This window comes from Paraburkholderia sp. GAS42 (assembly GCF_050436565.1).
Lineage (GTDB): Bacteria > Pseudomonadota > Gammaproteobacteria > Burkholderiales > Burkholderiaceae > Paraburkholderia.
Genome location: NZ_JBNDML010000003.1, coordinates 159,823 through 176,856 on the forward strand (window position 1 = coordinate 159,823; position 17,034 = coordinate 176,856).

Consider the following 17,034-nt stretch of genomic DNA (forward strand, 5'->3'; position numbering starts at 1 on the left):
CTTCTCCCCATGCAGCTGCAACACAGAGGCGGAGGAGAGGAGCGCGCAAGTAAAGCTCCCGTAATCGCGTGTAAGCGGATTCTCACACGAAAAACGGCGCGCACCGGAGTGTCAACGCCGACGCGCATCTCTACGATGAGAGTCAGTCCAGTCTTAATCCGGAGGAGACTGTTCTGCAGCCCGCTTTTCTAACAAAGACCAGCAGTCACAGGGAGAATTGCCATGCTTCACTATGCACTCGTATTTTTCGTCATAGCGATCATCGCCGCCGTGTTCGGTTTTACCGGCATTGCGGCTGGCGCAGCAGAAATCGCCAGGATTCTGTTCTATATTTTTCTGGTCGTCTTCGTCGTCACGCTGTTGCTCGGCGTGTTTCGAACGTAGCGGCGACATGGGCCCATAACACAGGTGTTCTGGACAGGCCACCCCAGCACGGATGGGAACCGATGATTCGAGTCTTGATAGCGGACGATCACGCAATCGTACGAGGCGGATTCAGACAGTTTGTCGCCGATGAGCCGGACATGTGTGTCGCGGCGGAAGCATCCACCGGCGATGAAGCGATCAGTCACGTCCGCGAGCAGGCCTTCGACGTGGTGTTGCTCGACATCGCGATGCCCGACAAGAACGGCATCGATACGCTGCGCGTCATCAAGCAGGTGCGCCCGGAGCAGGGCGTGCTGATTCTCTCCGGCTATCCGGAGAGCCAGTACGCGATCAATCTGCTGCGCGCGGGCGCCAACGGTTATCTGAACAAGGACTGCGAGCCCGAAGAGATTGTCCGGGCGATCCGCGCGGTGGCGCGTGGACATCGTTATTTATCGGAGACGGTGGCCGATACGCTCGCCAACAAGCTCGACAGGCCGACCGCGGGCCAGCCGCACGAGCAGCTGTCGGAACGGGAATTCCAGATTTTCTGCAAGCTTGCGGCAGGGCAGAATCCCACCGATATTGCCGAAGAACTGCATCTCTCGGTCAAGACGGTCAGCACCTATCGCGCGCGCGTGCTGGAGAAAATGCATCTCGCGAACAACGCGGATCTGACGTATTACGCGATCAAGAACGGCCTGATCGAGTAAGACACGCAATGGCAACGAGTCCAATGAGCCGCGAAACCGAACCCCTTTCCGACGAACCCCGCAACGCGCCGCTACGCGTGCTGCTGATCGAGGATTCGGCACTGATCCGGCGCAGTCTGGTCGAAGCAATCGATGCCTCTGGGACGCTTCAGGTGGCCGCGTACGCCGATACCGCCGACGAGGCTATCGCACTACTCACCGACGATCAGTTCGACGCCGTGATCGTCGATCTGCAGCTCAAGCATGGCTCAGGCGTGCCAGTGCTGGCCTATCTGCAACGCGAGGGATTGATCCACACCACCTTCGCCGCTGTGCTGACGAACCACGCCTTGCCTGCCTATCGCGCGCGCTGCGAGCAATACGGCGTGCGGCACTTCTACGACAAGTCGTTCGAGTTCGATCGTGTGATCGACGCACTGCACGACTATGCGCGGACGCGTGGCACCGGGCCCACCTGATTTTCGTCTGGCAATCACCGTCTCGCATGTGCGGGGCGGCTTCAGGAAGCTGTCACCGCGGCCGGACGTCCACGCGCATGATTCCATGCCGCGAGCCCCGCGCACAGTAACCCTGCAACGGATACGCCAATCCATCCGAACGCGTGCCAGGCGACAGCGCCCACCGCGGAGCCTGCAGCACCGCCGATGAAATAGCACACCATGTAGACGGTATTCACGCGACTGCGTGCTTCCGGCTTCAACGCGTAGATGCGAGACTGGTTCGAAATCTGCGCAGCCTGCACGCCGACATCGAGCACGATCACGCCGGCGACCAGCCCGGCGATACTCGCACCCGATACGCCGAAAATCACAAACGATACCGCGACCAGTCCGATCGCGAGCGAGATGATCGAGCGGGGTCCGCGCCGGTCGGAGAATTTGCCGGCAAGCGGCGCGGCCAGCGCGCCCGCCGCGCCGACGATGCCGAAGAGTCCGGCCGCCTGCGGTCCCAGATGAAATGGCGGCCCCGCGAGCAGCAGCGATAGCACTGACCAGAAGATGCTGAACGCGGCAAAGAGCGCCGCGCCGGTAAGCGATGCTTCGCGCAGTCCGCGATGCTCGACCGTCAGATGCCACATCGACACAAGCAGCTTGCCGTAGCCAAGCGTCGATGTGGGTTTGCTGTGCGGCAGACGCATCACGATCACAACCGCGAGTCCGAGCAGCGCAACGATCGAAGCGAAGAACACCGCGCGCCAGCCGAGGTATTCGGCGATAAAGCCGGCGGCCGTCCGCGCGAGCAGGATGCCGAGCAGGAGGCCGCTCATCACGGTGCCGACGGCGTGTCCACGAGCGGACGGCGGCGCGAGTTCCGCGGCGAACGGCACGGCCTGCTGCGCGATCGTTGCGAGCACACCGATCGCCAGACTCGCGACGATCAGCACCACGAGGGTCGGCGCGGTGGCGGCCACGAGCAGCGAGACGCACATGCCGGCCGTCTGCAGCAGGATCAGGAGACGCCGGTCGAAACGGTCGCCGAGCGGCGCGAGCAACAGCATCCCGACCGCGTAGCCGAGCTGCGTGACGGCCGGCACCGCGCCGATCCACGACGCGCTGTGCGGAAACGATCGACGGAAATCGTCGAGCAGCGGCTGGTTGTAGTAGATGTTGGCCACCGCGACGCCGGCGATCGTCGCGAGCAGCAACAGCAGGCTGCGCAGCGAAGCAGGGGACGGGGCGGTGGCGCCTGGATCAGGTGTGGACATGGGAGTACGCAGCGGCGAACGGTATGAGCGCAGACAGCAGATCATTCCGCGGCTCGGACAGGGTCGGGCAGCGGGTCGGACAGTGAATCAGAACCGCGCCCCTGAGCGTGCCGATCATACCGGAGCGCGCCATACCTTGCTGGGCGCGCTTTCGCACCGGGGGGCGCACGGCCTCCCCTGTACGTTCAGTCGATCAACGCGCCCTCCGGCTCATAGAACGGATACGGACCATCGGCGGCATCGACATACGCGTGATGCGTGACGATGCCAGTGGCCGGTTCGTAGCGATGCAGCGCGAAAGCGGGCGGTTCCATCATGAAGGCGGACGGCGCATCGTCACGCAGATCGAGCGCGACCTGATGCGCGGGCGCGGGCACAGCCGATGCAATCGTGCCGCCGAAGCGCACGAACATCGGGCGATGTACGTGGCCGCAGATCACGCGTTCGACATTCGGATGTCGCGCGATCAGCGCCGCGAGACGCGCGGAGGCAGGCGGATCGAGGCGCACGCGGTCCATGTGACCGATGCCGCACTCGAACGGCGGATGATGCAGCGCGACGATCACCGGCTTGCCGTGTGCGGCGTCGAGTTGCGCGGCGAGCCATGTGAGACGCGCGTCGCATAGCTGCCCGGCGCTCTGCCCCGGTTGCAGCGAATCGAGCGCGATCACACGCACCGGACCGACGTCGAGCGCGTATTGCACGAAGTCGCCGCCTTCAAAGAGTTCTGCCCGTTCGGGAAACACCTCGCGCACTTCATCGCGCCCGTCGTGGTTGCCGAGCATCAGGTAATACGGAATGTCGAGTGTGGCGAGCAGCGACTTCAGATGGCGATACTGCCCGACCGTGCCCTGATCGACGAGATCGCCCGTCATGAGCACCGCATCCGGGCGTGGGACCAGCGCGTTGAGCCGCGCGATGCAACGCGTGAGCGCGGCCGCCGTGTCGACGCGGCGGTAAGCGAGCACGCCCGGGTTCTTGATGTGCAGGTCGCTGATCTGGGCGATGAGCATGGGAAATGTCCTTGCGTGTTGGGTCAGACGATTGAACACTAGTATCGCATCGTCAGGGCAGAGCGATCAGCGCATCCTGCGCGATCGACAGCCCGACGGGCGTACCGCGTGCCAGTTCGACGCGTCCGGCGACATCGACGATGAGCGCATCCGGCGCGGCGCCGCGAATCGTGAGCCGCGTACGTTCGCCGAGGAACGACGCGCCTTCGATCGTGCCGCGTAGCTGTGCGTGCGCAGGATCGGCGAGGTACGCATCTTCGGGGCGGAAAAACAGTTCGCGCATGCCGGCGTCATACGGGCGTGAGGTTGGCACGGCGCCGCCGGTCGTCGTCAGCGTGCCGTCGCGCCATTCTCCTGCAAGCCGGTTGATCGTGCCGACGAACCCGGCGACCGCCTTGTTAGCGGGCCGGTAGTAGATGTCGCGCGGCGTGCCGATCTGTTCGATGCGCCCCGCGCTCATCACGACGATGCGATCACCGAGTTCCATCGCTTCGGCCTGGTCATGCGTCACGTAGACCGTCGTCACGCCGAGATCGCGCAGCAGCGTGTTCATCTCGCTGCGCAATGCGTCGCGCAGACGCGCATCGAGAGCAGTGAGCGGTTCGTCGAGCAGCAGGACGCGCGGCTGCAACGCGAGCGCGCGGGCCAGTGCGACGCGCTGGCGCTGGCCGCCTGAGAGCTGGTCGATGGGTTTGTCGGCGTGATCGGTGAGACGCATCATCGCGAGCAGTTCGTCGACGCGATCGCGCAACGTCCGGGCCGCGACGCGCCGGATTTTCAGGCCGTAGCCGATATTGCCGCGCACGTTCAGGTTCGGAAACAGCGCGTAGCTCTGGAACACCATGCCGACCTGGCGTCGTTCGATGGGCAGCGCGGTCACGTCCTCGTCGCCGAACAGGACGCGGCCGCCGGCGTCCGGCGTTTCGAGGCCGGCGATCATGCGCAGCGTCGTGGTCTTGCCGCAGCCGGACGGCCCGAGCAACACGAGCGTTTCACCCGCTTCGATCGAGAGGTCGAGCGGTTCGAGTACGCGTGTATCGCGAAACGTCTTTGAGCAACGGCTCAACGTGATGGGAACGGAGGCGAGTTTCATGGCGTGTTGTCCGGGCGAATCGGTGTAGCAGGCGGGGAGGGCAGGCGTTGTGCGCGGCGTTTCGATGCGGTACGACGTTGCCCCGTGGCGTCGACGCCGAGCCATTGCATGGCGATGAGAAGCGGCATCGTCATCAGGAAGAACAGGATCGTGTACGCACTGCCGATTTCGATGCGCAGCGACGCGTACGTGTCAGCGAGCCCGACGGGCAGCGTTTTCGTGTCGGGCGTATGCAGCATCCACGTGAGGTTGAATTCGCCGATTGACAGCGTGAGCACTGCGAGCGCGCCCGCGACGATGCCGGGCTTCGCATTCGGCAATACGATTGTGATGAAGCGCTGAAAGAACGTCGCACCAAGGCTCGCCGCGCCTTCTTCAAGCGTGCGCAGATCGGAGCCCGCGCATACGGCGGAGACCGCGCGCACCATGAACGGCAGCGTAAACACCACATGCCCGACGACGATAAACGCGACGCTCATGCGAAACATCGTCCATCCGCCGTACACGACGAGCAGCGCGAGCGCGGAAGCGAGACCTGGCAACGCAACGGGCAGCACGAGAAATTCTTCGATGACACGCGACAGACGCGTCTTGCTGCGCGCAAGCGCATAGCCTGCAGGGACGCCGGTCAACAGCGTGATCGCCAGCGTCGCCGCAGCGACTTCGAGGGACAGAAACACTGACGCGTGATATTGCGTCCACACTTCGACGAGCCAGCGTAGCGTCAGACCGCTCGCGACGCCCTGAAAATAGTTGACCGTCAATCCCGCGACAATCGACATCACGACGGGCACGATCAGGAACGCGCACAGCAGCAGTGTGACGAGCCATTGCCCGATGGCGAGCCATGTGCGCATGGAAGGAAGCTTTGAAACGCGCCTTTGAGCGGGCGTAGGGTCTGTCGCGGCGTTTTGAGTGATGGAGTTCATGGCGTGCCGATCCTCCTGCATCACGCGGTAGCGGCGACAGCCGCGCCGGTCGCACTGCGCGCCAGCGCCAGCACCAGCCACGTCACGACGCCGAGCACGATCGACAGACCTGCCGCCGTCACCATGTTCGCATTGAGCGTGAACTCGGTGTAGATGGTCATCGGCAGCACATCGATGTCGGTGGCGAGCGTGAAGGCGGTACCGAACGCGCCCATCGCGGTCGCAAAACACACCGCACCCGCGGCAATCAAGCCTGGCGACAGTGCAGGCAAAACGACATCGCGCATGATCTGCCAGGGCGATGCGCCGAGCGAACGCGCGGCTTCTTCGAGCGAAGCGTCGAGCTTCGTCGCGGATGCCATCACCGTCACGATCACGCGCGGAATCGAGAAATACAGGTAGCCGAGAAAGAGCCCGCTTATCGAGTAGGCAAAGACCCAGCGGTCGCCTGTGAGCTTCATCGAGAGCGCGCCGATCAGACCTTGCCGTCCCGCTAGCATGATCACCATGAAGCCGACGACCACGCCCGGGAACGCAAGCGGGAACGTCAGCAGCGCAAGCAGCGTGCGCTTGCCGGCGAATTCACGACGCGCGAGCAGCAGACCCGAAATCACCGACAGCACGAGCGTGGTCAGCGTGACTGCAGCGGACAGTGTGACCGTCGCGCCGAGGCTGCGCATATAGCGGCCGTTGATGAGGAGCATGCGGTACGTTTCGAACGCGTGACCATCAGCGCTGACCTGCAGCAGCGCAACGATCGGCAGCAGCCAGAACGCGATGAAGACCGCGAGCGCGGGCGCGAGCAGCGCGATGCGCCAGCGCAGCGGAAAAGTGATGTCGTGCATGACGGGTTCTGGAAGCGCGTGAACAGGGTGCAATGCGACCCGGGCGTGCCGCGCGGGTCGCACCTTCACTTAATGCATGATCTGCAGATAGCGTTCGCCAAAGCTGGGCTGCTTTTCGGCCATCTTCGCGAAGTCGACCGGCTGCGCGCGAGCGTAGTCGCTTGCCGGCAGGAATTTCGAAGCCGCCTCGGCGCTCATCGCGCCTGCACGCACCGGACGCAGATACGCATTCGCCCACAGCTTCTGGCCTTCGTCGGACAGCACGAAATCAAGTACCTTCTTGCCGTTCGCGTCGTGCGGCGCGCCCTTTACGAGGCTCATCACATACGGTACCGAGATCGTGCCTTCCTTCGGGATCACGAATTCGACGTTCGCGTGATCCTTGTACTTCGCGCGATACGCGTCGAAGTCATAGTCCAGCAGGATTGGAATCTCGCCGGACAGTACGCGCGCATAGGCTGTCTGCTTCGGCACGATCGGCGCGTTCGCCTTCAGCTTGCGAAACCAGTCGAGGCCCGGCTCGAAGTTATCGAGCGTGCCGCCGAGCGCCTGATTGACCGCGACCGCGCCGGCATAGCCGACGAAGGCGCTCGACGGATCCAGGTAGCCGATCATGCCCTTGTACTCAGGCTTCAGCAGATCGGCCCACGAACGCGGCACCGGTTTGCCTTCGAGCGCGTCCTTGTTGACGAAGAAGCCGAGTGTGCCCGAATGGATCGTGAACCAGTAGCCCTGCGGATCCTTCAGGTTCGCGGGGATGTCGTCCCAGTGCGCCGGTTTGTACGGCTGGATCACGCCCTTGTCCTTCGCCTGGAAGGCCGACGAGACGCCCAGATACACGACATCGGCGACCGGGCTTTTCTGTTCGGCCATCAATTGCGCAATCGACTGGCCCGAGTTCTTGTTGTCGTACGGTACGCGAATGCCGGTCTTTTGCTGGATCGCTGCGATCTGGCTCGCCCAGTCGGCCCATTCGGGCGGGCAGTTGTAGCAGATCGCGGTTTCTTCGGCGTGAGCAATGGGCGCGGCGAACAGGGCGGCCGATGCGACCAGCGTTACGCCCGCCACGCTGGTCAGCCGGCGCAGCAGTGAATCGATGAGGAAGGGACGACGGATCACAACAGGTCTCCTTTCAGGGGAAAAGTAAAGGCGCATGGATGAAGCGTGGGTTGTGTGCTGGATTTCATCGGCCGGCCTGCGGCAGCGCACGTGCGGGGGTGACGTCGCTTGCGTTTGCGATGGCGGCGATGGTCGCGCCTTCGCGCAAGGTGTGCGGCAGGGTCAACGACAGCGACGCATCGCTTTCGTACGTGCCTTCGATGCGGCCCGTGAGTCTTCGCCACGCCGCGCAGCCGATCTCGCGATTCGGCGCGCAGATGCTTGCCAGCGGCGGCGATAGCAGTTCGCCGACCGCGAGCCCGTCGAAACCGAGAATCGACATATCGCGCGGCATGTCGACCTGCGCGCGGCGCAGGCCGCGCATCACGACCATCGCGAGCAGGTCGTTACTGCAGAAGAGGGCAGTGGGGCGCGTCGGACCATTCGTCAGATGCGCGAGCACCGAAGGCGCCAGTTCGTCGGCGTTGAAATCGATTTCGAGCGCGGGAGCCGGCTGAAGGCCGGCCTGCTGCATCGCCTGCGTGTAGCCGACATGGCGCAGCCGCGCACGGTCCGACGCCGCGAGCGTGCCGGCAAGCATCAGGATGCGGCGGTGTCCGTGGGCGATCAGCATGCGCACGCCGTCGAGCGCGGCGAGCCGGTTGTCGACCGATACTGACGGACGGCGCACCGTATCGTTGTGCATCAGCACGTAGAGCGAACCGTCGCGGTCGAGTTCGTCGAGGGCGGGGTGCGTATCGGCGTCGGCGACGGTCAGGATCAGGCCTTCGACACGTTGCGTGCGCAACGTTTCGATCGCGTGGCGTTCGCGGTCGGCGTCGTATTGCGTCGTCATCAGCATCAGGCGGTAGCCTTGCGCCGACGCGAGTTCGTCGATGCCCTGCAGGCATTCGGCGAAGACCGGATTCGCGAGCGTCGGCAGGACGACGCCGATGAGGCGTGATCGCTCGCCGCGCAGCTGGCGGCCGAGCGGGCTTGGACGGAAGTGGAGGGCGTCGATGGATTGACGCACCTTGTCGAGCGTGACGGGATTGACGGTGTGCGGCGCATTGATCGCGCGCGAGACCGTTGCAATCGAGAAGCCCGCGTGCGCCGCGACATCCTTGATCGTAGGAATCATTTTCCGCCCCGTGTTGTAAACGTTTTCGTCGAGCGGATTATCTGGAAGCTTTGTGACCTTGCGATGACGCTATGGGTACGCTGGGGCGGCGTTTGGGGAGCTTGCAGTCTGGCCGGGGCGGTGACCGGTAATGGTAGAATCGCGTCCGCGTTGCCGGGGTGATGAAATTGGTAAACATAGCGGACTTAAAATCCGCCGCTTAACAGCTTGCCGGTTCAAGTCCGGTCCCCGGCACCAGGCATTCTTCCGACAGATTCCGACGGCGTCTAAAAACCCGCGACAGCACGAGGCTTCGCGGGTTTTTTATTTCCAGAGCTGAAGGCCGGCGCACAGATCCTCCAGATCGATGCGCTCACCGGTTCATTCGACGAGGTCTGCGCAGATGTCTCGTTGAATGGTCCATGGCGGACGTGGATTGAACGCGGCGATGAGAAAATCGGTCATGACCCGCACCTTTGCCGGTGGTGCCCGATCCGGCGAGCGAACCAGGTGTATGCCTCCGAGGTCCGCAGTGCGGACGTCGAGCGTGACCTGCTCCAGTTCACCTCTCCGGATGGCGTCGGCAACGATGAATTCGGGCTCGTAGAGAACCCCGAGGCCGGCGATGGCAGCCGCGACGAGGGCATCGCCGTTGTTGGTCCGCAAGGTTCCCTTTACGGCGACGCGCCTGTCGCCGTCCTTGCCGAACCGCCATTCGTCGGGCCGCGAGATGCTGGAGAAAGAGACGCTCAGGCAATTGTGAGCGGACAGATCGGGCCAGAGCGCTGGACGTCCGTGCTGCGCCCAGTAGCCGGGAGCAGCACAGACGATCATGGCGCTTTCGGCCAGCCTGCGGGAGACGAGACGGTTGTCCTTCAGGCGCCCCACCCGGATCGTCAGATCCCAGCCTTCCTCCATGAGATCGACGACGCGATCGTTCAATCCGAGATCAACGGTGACCCCAGGGTGTTGCTTGCTGAAGGCCGGGATGAGTGGTGCCACGTAGCGAACACCGAACGAAAGGGGGGAATTCAGCCGGAGCAGCCCACTCGCATCGATCCGCTGTGACGCGATCAGGGCCTCCGCTTCCTCCAGATCAGGGAGGAGCCGGTTGCACGTTTCCAGATATTGCTGGCCCGCTTCGGTGAGCGTGAGCTTGCGGGTGCTGCGATGAAACAGGCGCACGCCCAGGCGCTGCTCCATTGCATCCAGGTGCTTTGTCGCCATCGCCGGAGACAGGCCGAGCTGCCTGGCGGCGGCAGACAGGCTTCCCGCTGTGGCGGCACGGGAGAACACCTGCATTCCCGTAATACGATCGAGCATTGCGATTTCCTGCTCTGGTTAAAAACTGAATCGCCTGGTCGACAGATTATCAGTTCAGAGATGGAACCGTACATTAGCCTCATTCAGTTGATTGGCCGCATATGCGGCAAGAATGGGCAATGAAAACTTCGACATATGGTGAGCGGGGATTTTCCAATCGCACTTCGCCGCGCAGTCTGCGAGGCGGTGTGGTGAAGGCTTATCAAATCCAGGCCGGTGCTGGCATTGCCGGACTTGAACGTGTCGAACGCCAGAGCGAGGACCCCGGTGCCAGCGAAATCAGGGTGCGCGTTGACGCTGCCGCACTGAACCACCGTGATCTCAGTTTCGCGCGGGGCCAGTTCTATAGCCGGCCCGGCTATCCGATCATCCCGCTCGTCGACGGATACGGCGAAGTCATCGCCGTCGGGGAAGCGGTCACTCGTTTCAAGGCAGGCGATCGCGTCATCACAAGCTACTACCCTCGATGGATCGACGGTGCGCTCTCCCCCAGCAAGACAGCCGTGTCCTTCGGCGCCCAGTTCGACGGCACGCTCGCCGAAGAGATCGTGGCCAGTGAGGAGGCGTTCGTGCTGGCGCCACGCAGTCTCGACGCCATTACAGCGGCAACGTTGCCTTGCGCAGGCGTGACGGCATGGAATGCGTTGTTCGTCGCCGGCGCAGTCAAACCTGGCGGCAGCGTGCTTCTGCTGGGAACAGGCGGTGTCTCGCTTTGGGCGCTACAGCTTGCCAGGGCCGCGGGCGTCTTCACGATCGTGACCTCATCTCAAGACGAAAAACTTGAGCGTGCACACTTGCTGGGCGCGAGTGCGACCATCAACTACCGGACTACGCCCGAATGGGAGAACGAAGTCTTGCGGCTCACGGAGGGTGCCGGGGTCGACGTCGTGGTCGAGGTCGGTGGCGAGGGCACGTTGGCGCGCTCCCTGAAGGCGGCGGGGCCCAGTGGGACTATCGTCGTGATCGGCCGGGTCAGCGGCGGGGGTGGCGTCTCGATCGAGCCCGGCGCGCTCATCGGCGGGGCAAAGCGCCTGGTCGGCATTACGGCCGGTAGCCGCGCGATGCTCGAACAGCTCGTCCGTTTCGTCGACGTCAACAAAATCCATCCTGCTGTCGACAAAGTCTTCCCGTTCGGTGAGGCTCCGTCCGCCTATGAGTATCTCGCGGGCGGGCGGCATTTCGGCAAGGTGGTGATAGACATGCGCGCATAGCAGGACGTTCGTCTTCGTTCCGGTAACAGGGGTTTTTCACGCGTAGTTTGGCTGCGATCGCTAGTGAAGCGGTCAGCAAAGGAGTCGTGTATGAGATTGGTGTCAGCGTTGCTAGCGATGGGATTTGCGATTGCTGTTAGCCCGGCACTTGCGGTGGAGCCCATTCGGATCGGTGTCACAACCATCTTGAGCGGCCCGAATGCCGATCGCGGACAGAGCGAGCAGTACGGTGTCGAACTGGCATTAGAGCGCATCAACGAGTCCGGCGGCGTGCTCGGCAGGCCTGTTGAAGCGTTCTACGCTGATAACGCTGCCGATCCGGCAACAGGTGCTGCGGTGGCGAAGCGACTCATTGAGCAGCAGCATGTTTCTGTGCTGCTGGGCGCGCTGGCGACACCTGTCACGCGTGCCGTGATGCCGGTAGCGAATGCGGCGAAGGTGCCGTTTGTGATCGATATCTCGGCCGGCCAGGAATTCGTCGACGCTGCCGGGTCCGGTGGTTACGATTACGTTTTCAAAACCAGCCCATCCGATGGCGATGTTGCGACTGCGATGATGCAGTGGCTGAAGGCCCGGGACGTCAAGCGAATTGTCATCCTGGCGGATGACAATGACTTCAACCGCGCCAACGCAGTGGCTATGGAAAAGGCTGCGACGGCCGCGCGTATCCAGACGTTGGCCAGCGAGACCGTTGCGAAGGGAACCACGGACCTTGCTCCTTCCCTGGAGCGATTGAAGGCGCTGCAGCCAGATCGCATCGTTACACTTCTTGGCGTGTCCAGCGGGGCGTTTTTCCGTGCTTATGAGCAAACCGGCGGAGAGACGCCTATAGCTGGCCGCGTTGATTTCACGGCGGCGATGGCGAATTTGTCGCCCCAGTTTGTGGCGGCTGGCGAGCTCGATCGGGCCGCAGGGATTTCAGTATTTACACCCTCGGCGCCCGAGTCCGGCGTGCAGGCGTTCACGGCTTCTTATCGAGAGAAATACGGGCTCGCTCCCACCCAGCGATCGATCTTCGCGTTTGAGGCGACGGAGCTTGTGATCGACGCGATCCGCCGCGCGAAGTCGGATGATCCCGTCGCGGTGCAGCAGGCACTGCGATCGACACAGATGCCATCGATGCTAGGCGGGACCTTTGCGATGGATGATCACAATCATTCCCACGTCATGATGCAGATCGTCGGTATGCGGGGCGGCAAGCTCGCAGTTCTCGAGCGGGTCGGGAAGTAGTCTGCCTGGACCGTGTGCGTGTGCTGCACCGGTTTGCGTGTCACATACACGGGCTATGCAGACGGTTTTTTACCGGGTAGCCAGTTCCGGATGCTGCGGCGAAGGCTGATTGCGTGTCGCGTCTTCCAGGCTGACAATCGATTGAGCGATGGCTTCCGTCGTTGCGAGCGTGTTGATCGCGCCTGTGCGCAAAGCGCCCAGGACGGCGGTTGTCTTCGTATTTTCGCTGGCTACCGCAATCACGTTCGGAATGCGCTTCAGGTCTTCCAGGCTAAGACCAATGACCCTGTCGCGAACGGGCGTGACAACTGGACGGCCCGCAATGTCGATGAAGTGGTAGCCCATCAGGTCTCCGACTGCTCCGCACTTGCGGAGCTCTGCGATCTCGTCCGGCGAAAACCAGCCGGTGCGGACCATGTTGCTATCTTCATTGATGTCGCCGACCCCAACGAGCGCGATGTGTGCTCTACGTGCCTTGTCAAGCGTGGGTTTGACCGCGTCGTTGTGAAGCAGACCCTCACGGACGTTGGGGTCGCCCACCAGCGCCGGCGCGTAAAGCGTCTCGCTGCCACCGCCAAAGCGGGCAGCAAGCCGGCGGCTGATGTGGTCGGCATTCATGACCTCGCCGCCCCGGTAGAACCCGCCGATGGCGCAGACGAAGGTCGGAGAGCGCTGCGTCGACGAGATCGCATGCTCCGAGATCGCGTTGATGTTGCGACCGATACCCACGGCAACGATCATGTCATTCGTGAGAATGCGATCCAGATGACTGGCGACCAGGCCGGCAAGCAGTTCGCGCTGCTTGTCCTGGTCCTTGTGATTGATGGACACGATCGCCTTTTCGATCCCGAACCGGTCGATCAACTCGCGTTCGAGGTCCCGCGTGTCACGTGGATGGTGCCTTACGCGAATTTCAACGATGCCTTCTTCCTGCGCACGCTTCAGAAGACGGCCTATCTTGGCTCGAGAAAGCGAGAACTGCTTCGACAGATCTTCCTGCGTCAGTCCGTCGACATAGTAAAGCGTCGCCAGACGAGTCAGTTCGTCGGTGGTCATATGATTTGTCTCATTCCCATTCGGCTGGATATAACGTGGCCTGCCGCTGAGCCGGTGGGCTATGGACTGATGACCTGGTCAGCCAGTTCATGCAGTCTTGTTGTTGCGGGGTAACAGGTGGCCATCCTCATATTCCTTGATGCGGTTCACCTTCGGGACGGAGCGACCGCCATCGAAGCTCGCACCAAGCCATGTGTCGACAATTGCCTTCGCGAGTTCAGGGCCGACAACGCGAGCGCCAATTGTAATGATTTGCGCGTCATTGCTCCTGCTCGCGCGCTCTGCAGAGTAAGTGTCGTGGCATTGCGCAGCGCGAATGCCGTGCACCTTGTTAGCGGCGATTGCCATGCCAATCCCTGTGCCGCACATCAGAACAGCACGATCAAACTCCCCTTGCGCAACCTTTTCGGCCACTGCGAACGCAATGTTCGGGTATTGAACCGGTTCCGCCCCGTGTGTTCCGAAATCGGTGACGTCCAGTCCCTTGCCGGTCAAATGTTGCTTGATCAGTTCCTTCAGGTCAAATGCGGCTTCATCGCATCCGATTGCCAGCTTCATATTTAACTCCAGTTATCCGGGATTGCTCAATGCACGATTGAACAAATGTCCATCGTTGATCAAATTCTCATTCGTGCGCGTGTGAATGTCAAGGCCGCAGGTATGCGTTTTTTCTACGGCCGATCCGGACGCGAACGGCTGTCATCGCCGCGCTGCAGCAGATCTGGTAATGGAGCTTTATTAGGGGTAAACCACGTGTTCGCAGCAATTGACAGGTGTGGAACGCGAATCTACGATGTGATCCAACTGCTCAAATGTTCAACAACGAGCAAATGTTAGGAGACAAAGTGGACGACCTTCTTGTGGAAGCCAGTGGTGTACAGAAGGCATTCAATGGCGTGCGGGCGCTCGAGGATGGCCGTCTGAGCCTGCGGCGCGGGAGTGTTCACGCGCTGTGCGGCGGAAATGGCGCCGGCAAATCGACCTTCCTCGGCATCGTCATGGGCATTACCCAGCGCGATGCTGGAGAAATCCTCTTCAAGGGGCGAAGCGTCAATTTCCAGACGCCGGCCGAAGCGCTCGACAATCGCATCGCGATCATTACCCAGGAGCTTTCGCCGATTCCCGGCATGACCGTCGCCGAGAACCTGTATCTCGGTCGCGAGCCCCGCAGGGCGGGTGTGCTGGTCAGATTTGCGGCGCTTGCGAGGCAGGCGCAGGAACTGCTGGACCGGCTTGCTTTTCCGGTCGACGCGCGGGCACGAATGTCATCGCTGAGCCTCGCGCAGATCCAGCTGGTCGAGATCGCGAAGGCATTCAGTCGCGACTGCGACGTGATGATCATGGACGAGCCGACTTCAGCGATCGGCGAGCGCGAGACCGAGGTGCTGTTCAACGCGATCCGCAACCTGACGGCGCAGGGGACCGGAATCATCTACGTGAGCCACCGGCTCTCGGAAATATTCCAGATTGCCGACGACTACACGGTCTTTCGCGACGGACGGTACGTCGACAGCGGGCGTATCGCCGACATCGACCGCGCCTGCCTGGTGAGCACGATCGTTGGCCGCAAGCTTCAATCGGCCGGGAAGGTTCGCAGGCCTGTCGGTGAGCCCGTACTGGAGTCGACAGGCCTTTCGCGGGCGTCGGAATTCCGCAATATCTCGCTCACCGTTCACCAGGGAGAAATTCTTGGCATATACGGACTGATGGGCGCGGGCCGCAGTGAATACCTCAACTGCATGTATGGGCTGACCCGTCCCGATAGCGGTGAAGTCAGGCTCAAGGGCCGCGCATTGCCGGCTGGACATCCCCGCAAGGCCATCCAGGCAGGGCTGTCGCTCGTAACGGAGGACCGCAAGGAGACGGGCCTCGTGCTGTCCGCGTCCGTGCGGGACAACATCTCGTTCTCCGCGTACAAACGCCTGTCGCGCCTGTCTCTGATCAACCGTCGAAAGGTGAAGACCCTCGTCGATACGATGGTCGATCGCATGCGGATCAAGACGAGCTCAGTGTCGCTTCCGGTCTCGTCGATGAGCGGGGGAAACCAGCAGAAGGTTGTACTCGCGCGTTGTCTTTCCACCGAGCCCACGTGCCTGCTGTGCGACGAACCGACCCGGGGCATTGATGAAGGTGCCAAGCGCGAGGTCTACAAGCTGCTCGACGACTTCGTATCGAAAGGGGGCGCCGCCATGGTGGTGTCTTCCGAGGCACAGGAAATTCTGGATGTCAGCGACCGCATCGCCATTTTCAAGTCGGGGCAGTTGGTCACCGTGATCGACGGCCATACCACCACTCAGGAAGATCTTCTGCACCTCGCATCATGAATACTCATACCACTTCCCTGAAAGCCCCGGCGAGCCAAAGCCGTTCCACCCATATGCGCGATATCTACCGGCGCTACGGCATCGTCGCAGTGCTCATCGTCCTGTGCATCGTGCTGTCTTTTGCGAACCAGTACTTTCTGACGCTTGGCAACATCGCGGACATCCTGCGGCAGACCTCGATCAACGGCATCCTGGCCGTGGGGATGACTTATGTCGTTCTCACGGCGGGCATTGACCTGTCGGTCGGGTCCACGCTCGCTCTCGCCGGCATCATCAGCGCCAGTCTCGTGACAGGTCCGCATCCGCACGGCGCGGCATTCGGACTGATGGCAGGGCTTGCCACAGGCGCTGCGGTTGGCGCAATCAACGGCTTGCTCGTTGCCCGTCTCTCGATTCCTCCGTTTGTTGCAACGCTCGGCATGCTGAGCGCGGCGCGGGGACTGACCTATATCTATAACGATGGCATGCCGGTGACCGACCTGCCGGACGCATACCTGACCATCGGCACGGGTGCGATTGCCGGGATACCGGTGCCGATCATCGTTTTCGCACTCGTCGTCGTGCTGTTCTGGTTTGTCCTGCGCTATACGACTTACGGCCGCTACGTTTATGCAGTGGGCGGCAACGCAAGGAGCGCCAAAACGAGCGGTATCTCGACCGGAAAGATCCTCTTTTCCGTCTACGTGATCGGCGGGCTGCTGGCCGGTCTCGCCGGAATTATCCTCGCCGCGCGCACGACATCGGCTTTGCCGCAGGCCGGCATGTCATATGAACTCGATGCGATTGCGGCCGTCGTGATTGGTGGAACGAGCCTTTCGGGCGGCACGGGGTCGCTCGGCGGAACCGTTGTTGGCGCGCTGCTGATCGGTGTCATCAATAACGGACTGAATCTGCTGGGCGTGTCGTCGTATTACCAGCAAGTTGTGAAGGGCGTCATCATCGTCGGTGCCGTCCTGCTCGATGCTTCGCGCAAGAAGCAATAACCTCAACCCCAAAAGAAACAATCTG

Annotated in this window: 17 protein-coding genes and 1 tRNA gene; 8 read left to right on the plus strand and 10 right to left on the minus strand. The window is 62.2% G+C overall.

Annotation, left to right across the window (positions count from 1 at the left end):
- Positions 1-222: 222 nt before the first annotated feature.
- From P3T16_RS05700 to P3T16_RS05710, 3 genes are all read left to right on the plus strand, one after another.
- On the plus strand, positions 223-384 hold the full coding sequence (locus P3T16_RS05700; RefSeq protein WP_429341516.1) for a DUF1328 domain-containing protein: 162 nt from the start codon (positions 223-225) through the stop codon (positions 382-384).
- 62 nt (positions 385-446) lie between these two features.
- The gene (locus P3T16_RS05705; RefSeq protein ID WP_429341517.1) at positions 447-1,079 is read left to right on the plus strand and encodes a response regulator; all 633 of its coding nucleotides are present in this window, start codon (positions 447-449) and stop codon (positions 1,077-1,079) included.
- Between the two features lie 8 nt (positions 1,080-1,087).
- Positions 1,088-1,537 carry a response regulator gene (locus tag P3T16_RS05710; protein ID WP_429341518.1) on the plus strand — a complete coding sequence of 150 codons (450 nt, stop codon included), beginning with the start codon at positions 1,088-1,090 and terminating at the stop codon, positions 1,535-1,537.
- Between the two features lie 41 nt (positions 1,538-1,578).
- Here the strand turns inward: P3T16_RS05710 and P3T16_RS05715 are convergent, their stop codons facing one another.
- The 7 genes from P3T16_RS05715 to P3T16_RS05745 form a co-directional block, all read right to left on the minus strand.
- On the minus strand, positions 1,579-2,784 hold the full coding sequence (locus P3T16_RS05715) for an MFS transporter (protein ID WP_429341519.1): 1,206 nt from the start codon (positions 2,782-2,784) through the stop codon (positions 1,579-1,581).
- 185 nt (positions 2,785-2,969) lie between these two features.
- Positions 2,970-3,797 (minus strand): phosphodiesterase, encoded by an 828-nt coding sequence (locus P3T16_RS05720; RefSeq protein ID WP_429257774.1) that lies wholly within the window; start codon positions 3,795-3,797, stop codon positions 2,970-2,972.
- 52 nt (positions 3,798-3,849) lie between these two features.
- Positions 3,850-4,890, minus strand: a complete 1,041-nt coding sequence (locus P3T16_RS05725; RefSeq protein ID WP_429341520.1) for an ABC transporter ATP-binding protein — start codon at positions 4,888-4,890, stop codon at positions 3,850-3,852.
- A complete protein-coding gene (locus tag P3T16_RS05730) occupies positions 4,887-5,819 on the minus strand; it encodes an ABC transporter permease (protein WP_429341521.1) in 933 nt (310 codons plus the stop codon). The genes P3T16_RS05725 and P3T16_RS05730 overlap by 4 nt, the downstream gene beginning before the upstream one ends.
- A 20-nt stretch (positions 5,820-5,839) precedes the next feature.
- Positions 5,840-6,664, minus strand: a complete 825-nt coding sequence (locus P3T16_RS05735) for an ABC transporter permease (RefSeq protein WP_429341522.1) — start codon at positions 6,662-6,664, stop codon at positions 5,840-5,842.
- 69 nt (positions 6,665-6,733) lie between these two features.
- Positions 6,734-7,819, minus strand: coding sequence for an ABC transporter substrate-binding protein (locus P3T16_RS05740; protein ID WP_429341523.1), 1,086 nt, complete (start codon positions 7,817-7,819; stop codon positions 6,734-6,736).
- A gap of 28 nt (positions 7,820-7,847) precedes the next feature.
- A complete protein-coding gene (locus P3T16_RS05745; RefSeq protein ID WP_429341524.1) occupies positions 7,848-8,903 on the minus strand; it encodes a LacI family DNA-binding transcriptional regulator in 1,056 nt (351 codons plus the stop codon).
- A 152-nt stretch (positions 8,904-9,055) separates the two neighbouring features.
- Here P3T16_RS05745 and P3T16_RS05750 point away from each other — a divergent pair.
- Positions 9,056-9,140, plus strand: a tRNA-Leu gene (locus P3T16_RS05750).
- A 123-nt stretch (positions 9,141-9,263) separates the two neighbouring features.
- On the opposite strand, the gene P3T16_RS05755 is transcribed toward P3T16_RS05750, so the two are convergent.
- Entirely contained in the window at positions 9,264-10,205 is a 942-nt protein-coding gene (locus tag P3T16_RS05755) for a LysR family transcriptional regulator (RefSeq protein ID WP_429341525.1), read from the minus strand.
- A 191-nt stretch (positions 10,206-10,396) separates the two neighbouring features.
- Between P3T16_RS05755 and P3T16_RS05760 the strand changes: the two genes are divergently transcribed.
- Both P3T16_RS05760 and P3T16_RS05765 read left to right on the plus strand, forming a co-directional pair.
- Positions 10,397-11,416: a zinc-dependent alcohol dehydrogenase family protein gene (locus P3T16_RS05760; protein WP_429341722.1), complete on the plus strand. Its 1,020-nt coding sequence runs from the start codon at positions 10,397-10,399 to the stop codon at positions 11,414-11,416.
- Positions 11,417-11,506: 90 nt separating this feature from the next.
- Positions 11,507-12,646 (plus strand): ABC transporter substrate-binding protein, encoded by a 1,140-nt coding sequence (locus P3T16_RS05765; protein ID WP_429341526.1) that lies wholly within the window; start codon positions 11,507-11,509, stop codon positions 12,644-12,646.
- A 69-nt stretch (positions 12,647-12,715) separates the two neighbouring features.
- On the opposite strand, the gene P3T16_RS05770 is transcribed toward P3T16_RS05765, so the two are convergent.
- A complete protein-coding gene (locus P3T16_RS05770) occupies positions 12,716-13,702 on the minus strand; it encodes a sugar-binding transcriptional regulator (protein WP_429341527.1) in 987 nt (328 codons plus the stop codon).
- Between the two features lie 87 nt (positions 13,703-13,789).
- Complete coding sequence (gene rpiB / locus P3T16_RS05775; RefSeq protein ID WP_429257766.1) at positions 13,790-14,260, minus strand: ribose 5-phosphate isomerase B; 471 nt, start codon at positions 14,258-14,260, stop codon at positions 13,790-13,792.
- A 287-nt stretch (positions 14,261-14,547) separates the two neighbouring features.
- Here rpiB and P3T16_RS05780 point away from each other — a divergent pair, with 287 nt between their 5' ends.
- Positions 14,548-16,026, plus strand: coding sequence for a sugar ABC transporter ATP-binding protein (locus P3T16_RS05780; RefSeq protein WP_429341528.1), 1,479 nt, complete (start codon positions 14,548-14,550; stop codon positions 16,024-16,026).
- Positions 16,023-17,009, plus strand: coding sequence for an ABC transporter permease (locus tag P3T16_RS05785; RefSeq protein ID WP_429341529.1), 987 nt, complete (start codon positions 16,023-16,025; stop codon positions 17,007-17,009). The genes P3T16_RS05780 and P3T16_RS05785 overlap by 4 nt, the downstream gene beginning before the upstream one ends.
- Positions 17,010-17,034: the final 25 nt, after the last annotated feature.

Coding starts and splice junctions, on each gene's coding strand:
- P3T16_RS05755 (WP_429341525.1), bottom strand. CDS start 10,205: ATGCTCGATCGTATTACGGGAATGCAGGTGTTCTCCCGTGCCGCCACA.
- P3T16_RS05710 (WP_429341518.1), top strand. CDS start 1,088: ATGGCAACGAGTCCAATGAGCCGCGAAACCGAACCCCTTTCCGACGAA.
- P3T16_RS05725 (WP_429341520.1), bottom strand. CDS start 4,890: ATGAAACTCGCCTCCGTTCCCATCACGTTGAGCCGTTGCTCAAAGACG.
- P3T16_RS05770 (WP_429341527.1), bottom strand. CDS start 13,702: ATGACCACCGACGAACTGACTCGTCTGGCGACGCTTTACTATGTCGAC.
- P3T16_RS05730 (WP_429341521.1), bottom strand. CDS start 5,819: ATGAACTCCATCACTCAAAACGCCGCGACAGACCCTACGCCCGCTCAA.
- P3T16_RS05785 (WP_429341529.1), top strand. CDS start 16,023: ATGAATACTCATACCACTTCCCTGAAAGCCCCGGCGAGCCAAAGCCGT.
- P3T16_RS05740 (WP_429341523.1), bottom strand. CDS start 7,819: ATGCGCCTTTACTTTTCCCCTGAAAGGAGACCTGTTGTGATCCGTCGT.
- P3T16_RS05745 (WP_429341524.1), bottom strand. CDS start 8,903: ATGATTCCTACGATCAAGGATGTCGCGGCGCACGCGGGCTTCTCGATT.
- P3T16_RS05765 (WP_429341526.1), top strand. CDS start 11,507: ATGAGATTGGTGTCAGCGTTGCTAGCGATGGGATTTGCGATTGCTGTT.
- P3T16_RS05720 (WP_429257774.1), bottom strand. CDS start 3,797: ATGCTCATCGCCCAGATCAGCGACCTGCACATCAAGAACCCGGGCGTG.
- P3T16_RS05735 (WP_429341522.1), bottom strand. CDS start 6,664: ATGCACGACATCACTTTTCCGCTGCGCTGGCGCATCGCGCTGCTCGCG.
- P3T16_RS05700 (WP_429341516.1), top strand. CDS start 223: ATGCTTCACTATGCACTCGTATTTTTCGTCATAGCGATCATCGCCGCC.
- P3T16_RS05715 (WP_429341519.1), bottom strand. CDS start 2,784: ATGTCCACACCTGATCCAGGCGCCACCGCCCCGTCCCCTGCTTCGCTG.
- P3T16_RS05705 (WP_429341517.1), top strand. CDS start 447: ATGATTCGAGTCTTGATAGCGGACGATCACGCAATCGTACGAGGCGGA.
- rpiB (WP_429257766.1), bottom strand. CDS start 14,260: ATGAAGCTGGCAATCGGATGCGATGAAGCCGCATTTGACCTGAAGGAA.